Here is a 15,898-nt window from a genome sequence, read left to right as displayed (position 1 = left end):
CCCAGAAGGCTTGGTGAGCGAGACCGACTGGCAAGCCTCGTGGGTGCCAGAAGGATTTAAATCGAAAGAACTCAGCCGTTACCAAATGGCTGCGACCGAAAAAATGGTTGAAAGCCAGCTTTTCAGTGATGGATTATTTAGCTTTTCGGTTTATATCGCCGATAAAGACGAACATTCATTGAAAGGACAGCTGGTACGCCAAGGGCGAAGAACCTTGCACAGCTTAGTGATTGGCGACAAAGAAATCTCTGTGGTTGGTGATATTCCGCCAGCAACGGCCAAGCGTATCGCTCAATCCGTCACGTTCAATAAACCGGCACCAGCGCAATGATGACTGCGTTGGCGACCGTTAGCTCAGTCGAACAAAAAGGTAAGCAATATTTTGTTCAGCTGAGTTGCGAACAACAAACCAGTTGCAGCAGCTGCTCATCTCAAAAAAGCTGCGGAACGGGTATTGTGACCAAGGCTGTTGGCAATAAATCCTTGTTTTGGCAGCTTAAAACCCAAAGCTTAGTTAAAGCAGGCCAGATCGTAGAAATTGGCTTTCCAGAAAAAAGCCTACTTCAGTCTGCGGCTATTGTTTATCTTATCCCGCTTTTCATGTTGATGGTTGGTGCTGGTTTTGGACAACTCTTGTTACAACCCTTACTCCAAGGGGGCGAGGGCATTGTTATCTTAACTGCAGCGCTGTTTACTGCTGGTGGTATTGGTTTGGCGAAGCGCTTAGCTAAACCAATGGAAGACAAATCCAAGCAAGAAGTTGTCTTGATTAGAATCCTAGGCAAGTCTCTCATCTAATTTATGATGCTTATTGCCCTTAAATTGGGTAGAATCTGCCAACTTGATTGAAATGCCGCCACCAATGCTGACTGTAGATTGGACGCGTTGCGGCTTTCTTATTATCCCTATTCAAAGAGTTTAGTCACACCAAGCCTATGAAGCACATTCGTAATTTTTCGATTATCGCCCACATCGACCACGGTAAGTCGACCCTTTCTGACCGCTTAATCCAAGTTTGTGGAGGGTTAAGTGAACGTGAGATGGCAGCTCAAGTCCTCGATTCTATGGATATAGAACGCGAGCGTGGTATTACAATTAAAGCGCAGAGTGTGACTTTAGATTACAAAGCTAAAGATGGTGAAACTTACCAACTTAACTTTATCGATACCCCTGGACACGTAGACTTCTCTTATGAAGTATCTCGCTCTCTAGCCGCTTGTGAAGGCGCGCTTCTTGTAGTGGATGCCGGCCAAGGTGTTGAAGCTCAAACTCTAGCAAACTGTTACACCGCGATCGAAATGGAACTGGAAGTAGTGCCAATCTTGAACAAGATTGACTTACCTGCTGCTGAACCTGAACGAGTTGCTGAAGAAATCGAAGAGATCGTTGGTATCGATGCGATGGAAGCGACGCGTTGTTCTGCAAAAACCGGTATCGGTGTTGATGACGTTCTTGAAAACATCGTAACGGCTATCCCGCCACCGGAAGGTGATCCAGAAGCGCCACTACAAGCTCTGATCATTGACTCTTGGTTCGATAACTACTTAGGCGTTGTTTCTTTGGTTCGTATCAAGAACGGTAAGCTGAAGAAGAACGACAAGATTAAAGTAATGTCGACAGACCAAGTTTGGGGTGTTGACCGTCTAGGTATCTTCACACCTAAGCAAATCGACACAACTGAGCTAAATACTGGCGAAGTTGGCTGGGTTGTTTGTGGTATTAAAGACATCCTTGGCGCACCTGTTGGTGATACGTTGACGCTTGCAAAAGGCGGCAGCACAGAACGTCTACCTGGTTTCCAAAAAGTGAAGCCTCAGGTATACGCAGGTCTATTCCCAGTATCGTCTGATGACTACGAAAACTTCCGTGACGCACTAGGCAAACTAAGCCTGAACGATGCATCACTATTTTACGAACCAGAAAGTTCAGCAGCACTTGGCTTTGGTTTCCGTTGTGGTTTCTTAGGAATGCTTCACATGGAGATCATCCAAGAGCGTTTAGAGCGTGAATACGACCTAGACCTAATCACAACGGCACCAACCGTAGTGTACGAAGTTGTAAAAACGGATGGCACAATTCTCTATGTTGATAGCCCGGCTAAACTGCCTGCTATTAATGACTTAGAAGAAATTCGTGAACCGATTGCTCGCTGTAATATTCTGGTACCTTCGGATTACCTAGGCAACGTGATCACACTGTGTGTTGAGAAGCGTGGCGTGCAAGTCGACATGGTTTATCACGGTAACCAAGTTGCTGTGACGTACGATCTTCCAATGGCTGAGGTGGTTCTAGACTTCTTCGACCGTCTGAAGTCAACGTCTCGCGGGTACGCATCATTGGATTACAACTTCCAACGTTACGAAGCATCAAACATGGTACGTGTAGATGTATTGTTGAATGGTGAAACGGTTGATGCACTGGCGATCATTACACACAAAGATATTGCCCAGTCTCGTGGTCGTCTACTGGTTGAGAAGATGAAAGAATTCATCCCTCGCCAGATGTTTGATATCGCGATTCAAGCCGCGATTGGTAACCACATTATTGCTCGTTCTACAGTGAAACAACTGCGTAAGAACGTAATCGCAAAATGTTACGGTGGTGATATCAGTCGTAAGAAGAAACTTCTTAAGAAACAAAAAGAAGGTAAGAAGCGTATGAAGCAGATCGGTAACGTTGAACTGCCTCAAGAGGCATTCTTAGCAATCCTTCATGTTGGCAAAGACTAGGTATCAATCGCACTAACTATCTGCTGAACATTACTGGTTAAAATCGTTTATTTCTTTGTTGCAAAGATTGCAATTAGGCCCGCTAGTCACTGCACTTTGCGCCTCGAACTAAACGATTTTTCCTGCGTAATCTTCCCAGCATTTAGTCAGCATGATTGATACAAATTAGAAATATTAAGCAGAGTGAAAGAGTTATGCTCTTTCACTTTCGTTATTTTTAAAGAAATGAAATTTAAGGGATATCAATGGCTAATACATTTTCGCTTATCTTAGTGATCGTAACTCTAGTGACTGGCATTGTATGGGCGTTGGAAAAGTTTGTGTGGGCGAAGAAGCGCCAACAAAAACTGGCTGACGTTGAAGCACAGTCGAATGGCCTAGACGATGCAACCAGCGCAAAAGATACGGCTCAGCCTTGGTGGGTTGAGAACAGTGTGTCCATTTTCCCTGTAATTGCATTTGTTTTGGTTTTGCGTTCATTTATTTATGAACCGTTTCAAATTCCATCTGGCTCGATGATGCCAACACTATTGGTTGGTGATTTCATCTTGGTAGAAAAGTACGCTTATGGTCTAAAAGATCCTGTATGGCGCACTCAATTGGTAGAAACAGGCAAACCAGAACGTGGTGATTCAATCGTATTCAAATACCCACCTCAGCCGAATATCGACTACATCAAGCGTGTTATTGGTATGCCGGGTGATACCATTCGCTACAGCAGCAATAAAGAAATCTGTATTCAAGCGAAGGGTGGCAGTAGCTGTAAACCAGTGAAGTTGAGTAACGTTGAAGAAAGCCAATTTATTCAAGATGGTGTGCCTCTAATTCAGTTGAATGAACAACTGGGTGACGTGGAGCACCAAATCTTAGTTAACCCATTACGCCGTGATCGTGTGCAAGCATATCAACCTCGCAATGGTGTTAACGAGTGGATCGTTCCAGAAGGCCAATACTTTGTTATGGGTGATAACCGTGACAACAGTGCTGACAGCCGTTACTGGGGCTTTGTCCCTGAAGCAAACCTTGTTGGTAAGGCCGTTGCTATTTGGATCAGCTTCGAATTCGAACGCGGTTCAGACAGTGTACTTCCAACATGGATTCCTACTGGTGTGCGTTTTAATCGCATCGGTGGGATTCACTAATCGATCACATAACACATCGAGAGAGCATGAATTCTCCAATTGATAAACTAGAGAGAAAGATTGGCTATCAGTTTAATGATGCCGATCTTATCCATTTGGCGCTGACTCACCGCAGTGCCGCAGGTAAACACAACGAACGTCTTGAGTTTCTGGGCGATTCAATTTTAAGTTTTGTTATCGCTGATGATCTTTACCACCGTTTCCCTAAGGTAAACGAAGGTGATATGAGCCGCATGCGCGCAACATTAGTACGTGGTCATACATTGGCAGAACTAGGTCGTGAATTCGAACTAGGAGATTACTTAAAATTAGGTCCAGGTGAGTTGAAGAGTGGCGGTTTCCGTCGTGATTCTATTCTAGCGGATGCGGTTGAAGCGATCATCGGCGCTGTCTATTTAGATAGTGATACCGAGGTTGTTCGCCGTATTATTTTAAGCTGGTACCAATCTCGCCTAGAGTCTATTCAGCCTGGTGTATCTCAAAAAGATCCAAAAACTCGCTTACAAGAGTTTTTACAAGGTCGAAGAAATCCCCTACCTGTCTACACAGTGACTAATATTAAAGGTGAAGCACACAACCAAGAGTTTACGGTTGAGTGTGAAGTGGCAGGTGTGGATAAACCTGTTATCGGTAAAGGCACTAGCCGCCGCAAGGCAGAACAAGCGGCTGCTGAAACAGCATTAGAGCAACTAAGCAATGTCTGATAACAATCAAGATTTCGATATCGATGCATTCTTTTCATCTGATAGCAAAAAAACGGGCCTACCGGAAAACCAACACTGTGGCTTTATCGCTATTGTGGGTCGACCAAACGTAGGTAAATCGACGCTTCTGAACCATATTTTGGGTCAGAAAATCTCGATTACATCACGTAAACCTCAGACAACACGCCACCGTATTATGGGTGTAGAAACTGAAGGTGATTACCAAGCGATCTACGTTGATACTCCTGGACTTCACATCGAAGAAAAGCGTGCAATCAACCGTTTGATGAACCGTGCGGCGAATAGCTCACTGAGCGATGTGAACCTAGTATTTTTCCTTGTTGACGGTACTCACTGGACTGACGACGATGAGATGGTACTGAACAAGCTGAGAAAAACAGATTTCCCAGTTGTCCTTTGCATTAACAAAGTAGACAACGTTCAAGACCGTACAGACGTGATGCAACACATGATGGAAGTGTCTAAGAAGATGGACTTCCTTGATGTTGTGCCAATCTCGGCGAAGCAAGGTAAGAATATCGATGTACTGCGTAAGCACGTTCGTAACTCTTTACCAAAAGCGACGCACCACTTCCCAGAAGAGTACGTAACGGATCGCTCACAGCGCTTTATGGCCTCTGAAATCATCCGTGAAAAACTGATGCGATTCACAGGCGAAGAGCTACCTTACTCAGTAACGGTTGAAATCGAGCGTTTTGATTACAACCCAGATAACGATGGTTTCCACATCAATGCTTTGATTCTTGTTGAACGTACTGGTCAGAAGAAGATGGTGATTGGTAAAGCGGGCGAGAAGATCAAAACGATTGGTCGTGAAGCTCGTATCGACATGGAAGAACTGTTCGGTCGTAAGGTTTACCTAGAGACTTGGGTTAAAGTTAAGTCTGGTTGGGCTGACGATGAGCGTGCACTTCGCTCGTTAGGCTACATCGACGATCTATAATATATTGAACGTCACTTTCTGATATTAAGAAAGTTGAATTGAATATAAATACAAGAGAGAGTGCGAACTCTCTCTTTTTGTATCTGTAAGAAGGGTAAGTGATTGAGCGAAGGGTTACAGCGATGCTTTGTGTTGCACCGTCGACCATACAGTGAGTCGAGCCTGATTCTGGACGTCTTCAGCGAAGAGTACGGTCGGGTGACGTTGATGTCTAAAGGTGCGCGGAGTAAGCGTTCTAATTTGAAAGGTGCATTGCAACCTTTTACGCCGCTACTGCTTAAGTGGTCTGGCAATGGTTCAATGAAAACGTTGCGCCAAGCTGAACCGATCAGCTTGGGGCTTCCTCTTGCCGGCATTAATCTGTATTCAGCAATGTACGTTAATGAATTAGTTGGGCGAGTGTTGATGGCCGAAGTGGCCATGCCCGCATTTTTTCATGACTATCTTCATGCCTTAACAGAACTCGCTCATAATGAGAACCCTGAGCCAGCACTGCGTCGTTTTGAATTGGCTCTACTTTCCGCTATGGGGTATGGCGTCGACTTTTTACACTGCGCGGGCACTGGCGAAGCGATTGATCCGAGCATGACTTATCGCTATCGAGAGCAGAAAGGCTTCATCGCTTCGGTGCGTCGAGATAACCTGACTTTTATGGGCGATGAACTTATCGCAATCAGTGAGCGTAGGTTTATCACTAAAGAGCAGTTAAAAGCGGCAAAACGCTTTACACGCATAGCCTTAAAGCCGTATCTTGGCGGCAAACCATTAAAAAGTAGAGAGCTATTTATGCCAACAATAGCCCTCTCTAGAGCACGGAGTATTGGAAAATGAGCTCAATCCTTTTAGGCGTTAATATCGACCATATTGCAACTCTACGTAATGCACGTGGTACTAAATATCCAGACCCAGTACACGCAGCTGAAATTGCTGAACGTGCGGGTGCTGACGGCATTACGATTCACTTGCGTGAAGATCGCCGTCATATTGTTGATCGCGATGTACGTATTCTTGCTGAGACAATCCAGACTCGCATGAACTTAGAGATGGCCGTAACGGACGAGATGGTTCAAATTGCACTTGATACTAATCCTGAGTTCGTTTGTCTGGTTCCAGAAAAGCGTGAAGAGCTGACGACGGAAGGCGGCTTGGACGTGGTTGGTCAACTTGAAAAGATCAAAGCGGCGACCGAAAAATTGTCGGCTGCGGGTATCAAAGTATCTCTGTTTATCGATGCCGATCGTGAGCAAATCGATGCTGCGAAAGCGTGTGGCGCACCGTTCATTGAACTGCACACTGGCCACTATGCTGATGCTAAAACTGAAGAAGACCAACAAGACGAGCTTAAAAAGATTGCTGCAGGTGCAAGCTACGCAGACGACCTTGGTATTACAGTGAATGCGGGTCATGGTCTGACTTACCATAACGTAGCGCCGATTGCGGCACTTCCTGAGATTTACGAGTTGAACATCGGTCACTCGATCATGGGCCGCGCAGTCTTTGATGGTTTGAATAAAGCCGTTGCAGATATGAAAGCCGTGATGGAAACAGCGCGCAACAACGCTTAGTTCTTTAACTCGGCATTCGTTTAGTTGTAAGCGTTAAGCGGTTAATCAGTAGAATCGAAAAGTTAATAGATAGAAGTTGGTAGTAGGGTAAACATGGCTGTTGTTGGATTAGGTACAGATATCGCAGAAATTGAACGTGTTGAAAAGGCATTATCACGAAGTGGTGAGGCTTTCGCTCAGCGTATTTTGACCGATTCTGAATTTGAAGTATTCCAGCAACTTAAGCAAAAAGGGCGTTATCTTGCAAAGCGTTTTGCTGCAAAAGAGGCGGCGTCTAAGGCATTAGGCACAGGCATCGCTCTTGGTGTGACCTTCCACGACTTCGAGATTTCAAACGATGAGCATGGCAAGCCAGTTCTAAGCCTGCATAAAAAAGCGCGTGAAATCGCAGATGCGAGTGGTACAAAGTCAATTCACCTGACTATCTCTGATGAGCGCCATTATGCGGTGGCGACGGTACTACTCGAGTCGTAAATAGATTACCGCTACTTTATACCAATCGTAGTAAATAACTGTTCACCCTAGCTTGTTAAAAAACTCGATAACTTCGTTAGAATTTTTGATTGTAGAATAACTACTTATCGAAAAATCCTGCCTTGTTCTCAAGCTTTTTTCCTACGCTATTTTTGATCACTTACTTACTGTGATTGGTATTATATCTGGTGCTCTAGGTTCTAGACAGAAAAAAGCAGAGCTCATGAGCTCTGCTTTTTTATTGGCTGGTAAACCGTTTAATGAATATTTGTGAGTAAGAAATATTCGCTAGGTCTTGGCTGGTTTCAAATAATGAATCGCGGTTGCTTGAACCTTATCTAATTCATCCTGAAGTTCAAAAAGCTCCGGTTCAATGTCTTCAACAGAAGTGCCTGAACGAAGTTCTTTCTCTATCGTTGCACATACCGACTTAAGCCTTGGTACCCCACTGTATGAGCTGCTGCCATGCATCTTGTGGATGATGTGTGTCAGCGCTTCAACGGGGTAGTCACTGTCTTCTATCGCCTTGTCTGCAGCCTCATAAACTTCAGGAATAAAATCTACGAGCATTTGCAGCATATCGCGTGCGAGGTCTTCTTTATTGGCGGCTTGTTTCAAAGCAGCTTGCCAATCAATGATGATGTTCTTGTGCTCGCTGGCTTCAACTTCTGAAACAGAGCTGTGGTCGATTTCAGCAGAGACCGCCGGGTGATCTGGGTCTATTTTATCAATGTGCTCAATCTCAGAGGTAGGGCTCCAATGAATAAGAACCTGTTGTAACACATGCTCTTCGATAGGCTTGGTTAGGTAGTCATCCATACCTGCTTCAAGTAGTCGGTCACGCTCTCCCATCATTGCATGCGCAGTAACAGCAATCACAGGCGTGTTTGCATTGTTCGCCAACGCCTTAATTTTTTGGCAAGCGGTCACGCCGTCCATCTGCGGCATTTGAATATCCATGAAAATGACATCAAATGGAGTCTCTGTCGCTTTGTCGAGAGCTTTCTGACCACTAGTACAACTGATCACTGTCTCTACGCGCTCTTTTAGCAGCGCAGTAATCAGTTTAAGGTTGGCAGGGTTGTCGTCGACCGCCAATACCGTAAGCGGTAGTTTCTCTTCTGAATGTGTTTCAATAGCGGGTGCAATTAAGGTTGGCGCTTGATTTGATACCAAAGTTTGCAGCAACTTCTTGCGAGAGAGAGGCTTAGTAATGCACTGAACATCGACCTCTTTCATCAATTGCTCACCCAACGCTAGCTCGGTACTTGGTGTACCAATAATCACGTTCTGAGCGATCTTCTTCGCGCCAATCGCCCAACCACTTACGGTATCAAATTGATACTCTTGGTTCGCGGCTAAGTTAAGTAGAACGTAGTCATACGAGGTAGATTCGTCAGGCATAACCGAACGGTACGTTACCACTAAGCCTTCTTGGGTTAGGATCTGCTGAGTAATTGATGCCGCTTGCATGTTTGGTTCGATAAGCAGCAGTTGCTTGTCTTGCAGGCACTGAGTCTCTATTAGTTCTGTCATCGGCATATCGGTAGTCGATAGTCTCAGGGTGAACCAGAAGGTGGAGCCTTGGTGAAGACGACTGGTTAGGCTGATCTCTCCGCCCATTTGGCTGACCAGTTTTTGGGTGATTACCAGACCTAAGCCTGTACCACCATAACGACGAGAGATGCTCGCATCGGCTTGGCTGAAGGCTTGGAAAAGTTGTGCTTGTTGGCGCTCTGAGATACCAATGCCCGTATCTCGAACCATAAACTGCAGCTCAATGCTGTCTTCGCTTTGTGAACGAAGTTCAACGCTGATGTCAATGTTGCCACGCTCGGTAAACTTGATCGAGTTACCCACGAGGTTAGTCAGGATCTGTTGGATACGCAGTGGATCACCAACAACGCCTGGTGGTACTTTTGGGTCGATCTTAAGCGTAAGCTCAAGACCTTTTTCATGAGCATTAGTGGCTTGAAGGTTAACCACCTCTTCTAGGCTCGCTTGGAACTCAAATGGAATATTTTCTAGAGCGAGTTTGCCGGCTTCAAGTTTCGAGAAGTCCAAGATATCGTTGATGATGCTGAGTAGGTTGTTGGCCGAACGCTCAATGGTCTGCAGGTAATCGGTTTGGCTGTTCGATAGGTGTGTCTTGAGCATCTGACGAGTAAAGCCAATTACACCATTGAGTGGTGTTCTAAGTTCATGAGACATATTCGCCAAGAACTCGGATTTAACACGAGCGGCTTCTTGAGCTCGTTTTTTCGCAATGTCTAACTCAACGTTTTGAATCTCTAATTGCTCTAGGGTTTCACGCAGATCAGATGTTGCTTGGTCGATGCTGTGCTGCATCTCGACGTGATATTCTGATAGCGAGACCGCCATCGCGTTGATACCGTTTTTCAGTGAATCAAGCTCACCATGCATTTTGCCTTCGATACGCACATCGAGGTGGCCACGACGAATTCGGTCGACCATGTTTTTCATGTGTGTGATCGGTTGGGTTACATCGTGCATCAAGCGGAAGGCAAATACCCCAGAAAGTCCAAGACCGAGGATCAGCACCAAGAAGGCAGAGAACACTTCTTGATATTGCTGCAATCGAAGTGACGACAAGTCTAACTCTATCGCAATATAACCGATCGCTTGGTTCGCTTGAGACTGGCCATTAGCTGAGTTGATGTATTGTCCCTCAGCGATGATAGGTGTCCTAAGAATCAGCGTGTTATCGAGCAGGTTCGATGAGCTTAAATGCGGAATCGGTTTATCTTTCGGATAGGTCAGGCTTTCAAAATCAGGATGGAAGTTTGACGTTACAAACAACTCATGACGTTCATCAAACACCGCAATACTGCGCACCAGCTTAGAATTTTTTCGATGAGCATAGCTAATCAGCTGACGAACAGACTCTCGACTTTCGAGCTTCATGCCAGACTCACTCGCAATCGCTAGTGGTTCAATGATGCTAGTACCAGTGTTAACCACTTGACCCTCAAGGTCTTGATAGCGGTTAAATGAGAAAAATGCACTCAATAGCAGCCCAATAATCAGGGTTGGAGCTAGAGTTAAGGTAATTACACGGGCTCTTAAGCCATATCTGGTCATGTTCTTTAATTACATCGAGGTCTGGATATGGGAAAATAACGCACACAATGGCGGTTAAGTGAACGGTAAGCTTAATCAAAGCCGTGACGTTCGACAATGATTCCAAGACAGAATAGTGAGTCCTGGATACCAATTACTTATTAAAAGATACATTAGGCACAAGCAATGGCACGTTTTTTCCAACCAAAAAAGAAAACTCAACTCGAGACCAAGCATCAATCGGTTTTGGTTGAACGAATGGATCACAATGGCGCTGGCATCGCTTATCAGAAGAACAAACCCGTTTTCATTGATGGCGCATTGCCCGGTGAGAAGGTGGTTATTCAACTTACTGAGAGCAAAAGTAAGTTTTCTCGAGCAAAACTCATCAAATTACTTCAACCGAGTGAGCTGCGTTTAAAGCCATTCTGTAAGCACTTTAATCAGTGTGGTGGCTGTCATCTTCAACATCTCGGTTACTCATCTCAGGTTGAGCATAAATCACAATCTTTGACGCACCTGATGAGCAAATACCAAACGGCTAACACCGAAGTCGCCCAGCCGATTGTCGGTGATGACACCGGTTATCGTCGTCGCGCGCGTATCAGTCTATTTGTTGATAAGAAGACACAGCAGCTTCAGTTTGGTTTCCGTAAGAAACAAAGTAAACAGATTGAAAACATCACCGACTGCGCGGTGCTTGACCCTCGCCTTAATGTATTGCTGCCAAAACTGAAAAGTTTACTGAACACTTTCAGTAGCCTTACGTCTTTAGGACATGTTGAATTGGTGTTGGGTGATACTGGCCCTGTTATGGTGCTGCGTCACCTTAAACCTTTGGTTGAAAAAGATGAGCAAGCGTTGATGACGCTCGCGAAAGAAGAAGGTGCAACGCTGTACTCGATGCCAGAAACCGATAAGTTGGTTCGTTTGGTGGGTGATTCGCCAAGCTATAGTGAAACCGGTGTAACCTTACCTTTTGAGCCAAACCACTTTATACAAGTTAACCAGAAAGTGAACCAACAGATGGTTGCTCAAGCGATTGAGTGGTTAGAGCCTCAAGCGGATGAGCGTGTGCTTGACCTGTTTTGTGGTTTAGGCAACTTCAGTCTGCCTATCGCACAACAATCGGCGTTTGTCGTTGGTGTGGAAGGCGTTGATGAAATGGTTCAACAGGCAACGGCTAATGCGGCGTTAAACCAGTTAAGCAATACGGAGTTTTACCAAGCGAACCTCGAAGAAGATTTATCTTCACAGCTTTGGGCAAAAGAGAAATTCGATAAAGTATTACTTGACCCTGCACGTGCTGGAGCGAGTGGGATCGTTGATCAAATTTCAGCGTTAGGAGCGAAGCGTGTGGTTTATGTTTCGTGTAATCCTGCTACTCTAGCGAGAGATTCTGAGAGTTTAGAAAAACAAGGCTATCAATTAGCCAAACTTGGTATGTTGGATATGTTTCCCCATACCAGTCATCTAGAATCGATGGCTCTCTTTATCAAGGCTTAGAAGCCCTTAAATAAGGCTTAAAAATGAATCACAAAGGTGCAGGGAAGCCTGCGCTGATATCAATATGAGTCGAACTAACTTGGAATCAGTTAGTCATATTGAATTGGGTATAAAACATAATAACTAGGAAGGCATGATGGTTGCGGTACGAAGCGCACATTTAAACCCAAGCGAACAGTTTGAGCTAGAAAGTTGGATTGCGTCACTGAATCAAGACGTAAAAACCTCGAATAAACTGACCAAAGTTTATCGTCACTGTGAAGAGCTATTAAAAGATCACGAGCAAGCGTCGCTCCTGCTTTGGCGTGGACGTGAGATGATCGAAATCTTGGTTACGTTGTCGATGGACCGTGCCACTTTAATTGCAGCGCAACTTTTCCCCGTTGTTTCAAGCGGCGTTTTTGGACGTGAAGCGTTTGAAGAAAGCTACGGTAAAGAAACCGTAAAGTTAATTGATGGCGTTGAAGAAATGGCAGCTTTGGGCCAGCTCAACGTTACCCTTGAAGGCAGTGCTGCCTCGGGACAAGTAGATAACGTTCGTCGAATGTTACTGGCCATGGTCGATGATTTCCGCTGCGTCGTCATCAAGCTAGCAGAACGAATTTGCAACCTCATCGAGGTGAAAAAGGCCCCTGATGCTGTTCGCCGTGCGGCAGCAAAAGAGTGTGCTAACATCTATGCGCCTCTTGCAAACCGTTTGGGCATTGGTCAGCTAAAGTGGGAAATTGAAGATTACGCTTTCCGCTATCAACAACCAGATACCTACAAGCAGATTGCCAAACAGCTGTCAGAGCGTCGTATCGTGCGCGAACAATACATCACTGACTTTGTTGATGACCTAACATCAGAAATGAACCGTTCAAGCATCAATGCTGAAGTCAGCGGTCGTCCCAAACACATCTACAGCATCTGGCGTAAAATGCAGAAAAAGGGCTTAGAGTTTGATGAGCTTTTTGACGTGCGTGCGGTACGTATTATTGCCGACCAACTGCAAGACTGTTATGCCGGTCTAGGTGTGGTTCACACCAAATATAAACATCTTCCTAGTGAATTTGATGACTATGTGGCGAATCCTAAGCCCAATGGTTACCAATCGATTCATACCGTAGTTCTTGGCCCTGAAGGCAAGACCATCGAAATTCAGATCCGTACCAAGCAAATGCACGAAGACTCTGAGTTAGGTGTGGCTGCGCACTGGAAGTACAAAGAAGGTGCTTCTAGCGGTGTACGCAGTGGCTACGATGAGAAAATCACGTGGTTGCGTAAGCTTATCGACTGGCAAGAAGAGATGTCGGATTCTGGCGAAATGCTGGATGAAGTACGTAGCCAAGTCTTTGATGACCGAGTCTATGCCTTTACACCACGCGGTGATGTGGTCGATTTACCAATGGGTGCAACGCCGTTGGATTTTGCTTACCACATTCACTCGATGGTTGGACACCGTTGTATCGGTGCCAAAGTCGCAGGTCGAATCGTTCCGTTTACTCATAAGTTGGCGATGGGCGATCAAGTTGAGATCATTACTCAAAAAGAACCGAATCCATCACGTGATTGGTTAAATCCGACCACAGGTTTTGTTCATTCAAGTCGAGCTAGAGCAAAAATTAACGCTTGGTTCCGCGCTCAGAGTCGTGAGAAAAATCTCGAAGCTGGACGAGACATCCTAGAAGTCGAGCTAGGCAGAGTCGGCGCAACACTGAAAGATGCTGAGCAATATGCGCTGAAACGATTCAACGTCAATACACCTGATGAATTGTATGCAGGTATTGGTAGCGGTGATTTGCGTATTAACCAAGTGGTTAATCACATCAATGCTCTGGTCAATAAGCCGACGGCTGAAGAAGAAGATAAGAAAGCACTCGAGAAGTTGCTTGAGTCTGACAATAAGCCAGCACATCAGAGCCGTCCGAAAAAGGATGCTGTCGTTGTTGAAGGTGTTGATAACCTAATGACCCACTTGGCTCGTTGTTGTCAGCCAATCCCAGGTGATGTGATCAAAGGTTACATTACTCAAGGGCGTGGTATCTCAGTACACCGCAGCGATTGTGAGCAGTTAAGTGAACTTAACCTACATGCCCCTGAACGTATCATCGATACGGTGTGGGGAGATGGTTTTGTAGGCTCGTATATCTTAACACTGCGTGTAGAGGCGCTAGAACGTACCGGCTTGTTGAAAGACATTACATCCCTGTTCTTGAACGAAAAAGTCAGTGTGACGACAATGAAGAGCCGTATTGACTATAAACGTCAGCTGTCGGTGATGGATTTCGATCTGGAAGTGACCAACATTGAAATTCTGAGTCGAGTGACAAGCCGAGTAGAACAGATCAAAGATGTTATGAGCGTAAAACGCCTAGGCTAGTTTTTACGTCGTACTTGGCCTTCTAACTGTGTTAACTGCACTATACTCGCTTCATCACATAGGCAAGCTATGCTCAGAAGTCTCGTAAGTTTGTTGCCTTGTTAGAAGAGCCAATTACTTAGTAAAACAAAGATAGTCGTCATTCCCTACAGTGAGGGACGAACGTGGATAGGGAATCTCGCCAAGCGATTTGAGATCCCCAACTCGCTCATTCTTCGCTCTTGAGGATGACCGAAAAAGTAGAAAGGTGAGTGGTTTTGGCTACTCACCTTTTTTAGTTTTAGAAGACGGTATAAATTTAAAAATCAAAGACAGTGAATAGGAATAAAACGATGAATCACCCGATTGAACAACTTGAACAGATCATGACTAAGCTGCGCGATCCTGAAGGTGGCTGTCCTTGGGATTTGAAACAAAATTTTGAAACAATTGTGCCGCATACTATCGAAGAGACGTATGAGGTGGTGGACGCGATTCACAACAAAGATTGGCCGAATCTACAAGAAGAGTTGGGCGACCTGTTGTTTCAGGTGATTTTCTACAGTCAGTTAGCAAAAGAGCAGGGCTTGTTTGAGTTCTCTGATGTGGTCGACGGTATCAATGAGAAGCTAACGCGCCGCCATCCGCATGTATTCTCTGATACAGAATTTGCGAACGATGAAGAAATTAATGCGAACTGGGAAGCTGAAAAAGCCAAAGAAAAAGCACAGGCAGGCAAAACTCAAGAAAGTATTCTAGACTCAATACCAAACTCTCTACCTGCACTTTCGCGTGCTACAAAAATTCAAAAGCAAGTCGCGAAATTTGGCTTTGATTGGGATTCTATTGGCCCAGTCGCCGATAAGGTTTTAGAGGAAGTTGATGAGGTGCTAGAAGAAGCGCTTCAAGTAACGCCAAACGAAGATTTAGTTGAAGAAGAACTGGGTGATTTGTTGTTTGCTACCGTCAATTTAGTGCGACATTTGGGTAAAAATCCAGAAACGGCTCTCAATAAAGCCAATCTGAAATTTTCACGCCGCTTTAAAGGTGTGGAACAAAAAGTTCGTCAGCAAGATAAAATTTTGACCGACTTTTCTCTACAACAGCTTGATTCCATATGGGATGAAGTCAAAGTGGCGGAGAAAAGATCATCAAAGCTTTTATCATGAATTGATTTGAAGCAAAAAATAAAAAATAGCAGTGTGATAGATTTCACGTTGTGGCGATAAGGGGCTTCTGGTATATTTTCATCCCGTCCAGAAGTAATCCATTTCCCTCATTCAACCAATTTCAGGTTAAACATGACGACAAATTACATTTTTGTTACTGGCGGGGTTGTATCCTCTCTAGGTAAAGGTATTGCAGCAGCATCTCTTGCGGCTATTTTAGAAG

The 15,898-nt window shown here is 44.9% G+C and carries 13 protein-coding genes and 1 pseudogene; 13 read left to right on the top strand and 1 reads right to left on the bottom strand.

Annotation, left to right across the window (positions count from 1 at the left end; translation table 11 throughout):
- From AB4496_RS08560 to acpS, 9 genes are all read left to right on the top strand, one after another.
- Nucleotides 1-331: MucB/RseB C-terminal domain-containing protein (locus tag AB4496_RS08560; protein ID WP_372130813.1), on the top strand; the 331-nt coding region annotated here is incomplete at its 5' end.
- On the top strand, nucleotides 328-798 hold the full coding sequence (locus AB4496_RS08555; protein ID WP_009847654.1) for a SoxR reducing system RseC family protein: 471 nt from the start codon (nucleotides 328-330) through the stop codon (nucleotides 796-798). The genes AB4496_RS08560 and AB4496_RS08555, both read left to right, overlap by 4 nt.
- Nucleotides 799-935: 137 nt before the next feature.
- A complete protein-coding gene (gene lepA, locus AB4496_RS08550) occupies nucleotides 936-2,729 on the top strand; it encodes a translation elongation factor 4 (protein ID WP_009847653.1) in 1,794 nt (597 codons plus the stop codon).
- 245 nt (nucleotides 2,730-2,974) lie between these two features.
- A complete protein-coding gene (gene lepB / locus AB4496_RS08545) occupies nucleotides 2,975-3,871 on the top strand; it encodes a signal peptidase I (protein ID WP_102258175.1) in 897 nt (298 codons plus the stop codon).
- 26 nt (nucleotides 3,872-3,897) lie between these two features.
- Complete coding sequence (rnc, locus tag AB4496_RS08540; protein WP_004735383.1) at nucleotides 3,898-4,575, top strand: ribonuclease III; 678 nt, start codon at nucleotides 3,898-3,900, stop codon at nucleotides 4,573-4,575.
- Nucleotides 4,568-5,539 (top strand): GTPase Era, encoded by a 972-nt coding sequence (gene era / locus AB4496_RS08535; protein WP_004735384.1) that lies wholly within the window; start codon nucleotides 4,568-4,570, stop codon nucleotides 5,537-5,539. Before rnc ends, era begins: the two co-directional genes overlap by 8 nt.
- Before the next feature lie 102 nt (nucleotides 5,540-5,641).
- Nucleotides 5,642-6,370, top strand: coding sequence for a DNA repair protein RecO (gene recO, locus AB4496_RS08530; protein ID WP_012604785.1), 729 nt, complete (start codon nucleotides 5,642-5,644; stop codon nucleotides 6,368-6,370).
- Complete coding sequence (gene pdxJ, locus AB4496_RS08525) at nucleotides 6,367-7,104, top strand: pyridoxine 5'-phosphate synthase (protein ID WP_009847651.1); 738 nt, start codon at nucleotides 6,367-6,369, stop codon at nucleotides 7,102-7,104. The genes recO and pdxJ overlap by 4 nt, the downstream gene beginning before the upstream one ends.
- Nucleotides 7,105-7,197: 93 nt before the next feature.
- The gene (gene acpS, locus AB4496_RS08520; protein WP_009847650.1) at nucleotides 7,198-7,578 is read left to right on the top strand and encodes a holo-ACP synthase; all 381 of its coding nucleotides are present in this window, start codon (nucleotides 7,198-7,200) and stop codon (nucleotides 7,576-7,578) included.
- A gap of 288 nt (nucleotides 7,579-7,866) precedes the next feature.
- Here the strand turns inward: acpS and barA are convergent, their stop codons facing one another.
- Nucleotides 7,867-10,680, bottom strand: coding sequence for a two-component sensor histidine kinase BarA (gene barA, locus AB4496_RS08515; protein WP_102258176.1), 2,814 nt, complete (start codon nucleotides 10,678-10,680; stop codon nucleotides 7,867-7,869).
- A gap of 165 nt (nucleotides 10,681-10,845) precedes the next feature.
- Between barA and rlmD the strand changes: the two genes are divergently transcribed.
- The 4 genes and pseudogenes from rlmD to AB4496_RS08495 form a co-directional block, all read left to right on the top strand.
- Complete coding sequence (gene rlmD / locus AB4496_RS08510) at nucleotides 10,846-12,165, top strand: 23S rRNA (uracil(1939)-C(5))-methyltransferase RlmD (RefSeq protein WP_009847648.1); 1,320 nt, start codon at nucleotides 10,846-10,848, stop codon at nucleotides 12,163-12,165.
- 136 nt (nucleotides 12,166-12,301) lie between these two features.
- The gene (relA, locus tag AB4496_RS08505; protein WP_009847647.1) at nucleotides 12,302-14,527 is read left to right on the top strand and encodes a GTP diphosphokinase; all 2,226 of its coding nucleotides are present in this window, start codon (nucleotides 12,302-12,304) and stop codon (nucleotides 14,525-14,527) included.
- Nucleotides 14,528-14,859: 332 nt separating this feature from the next.
- Nucleotides 14,860-15,675: a nucleoside triphosphate pyrophosphohydrolase gene (mazG, locus tag AB4496_RS08500; RefSeq protein ID WP_009847646.1), complete on the top strand. Its 816-nt coding sequence runs from the start codon at nucleotides 14,860-14,862 to the stop codon at nucleotides 15,673-15,675.
- Nucleotides 15,676-15,807: 132 nt separating this feature from the next.
- Nucleotides 15,808-15,898, top strand: a pseudogene (locus tag AB4496_RS08495) (CTP synthase); the annotation flags it as partial.

This window comes from Vibrio sp. 10N.222.46.A1, assembly GCF_041473595.1.
In the GTDB taxonomy this organism is placed as follows: Bacteria; Pseudomonadota; Gammaproteobacteria; order Enterobacterales; family Vibrionaceae; genus Vibrio; species Vibrio tasmaniensis_A.
The sequence above is the reverse complement of the archived record's forward strand: the minus strand, read 5'-3'. Positions and strand labels throughout refer to the sequence as shown.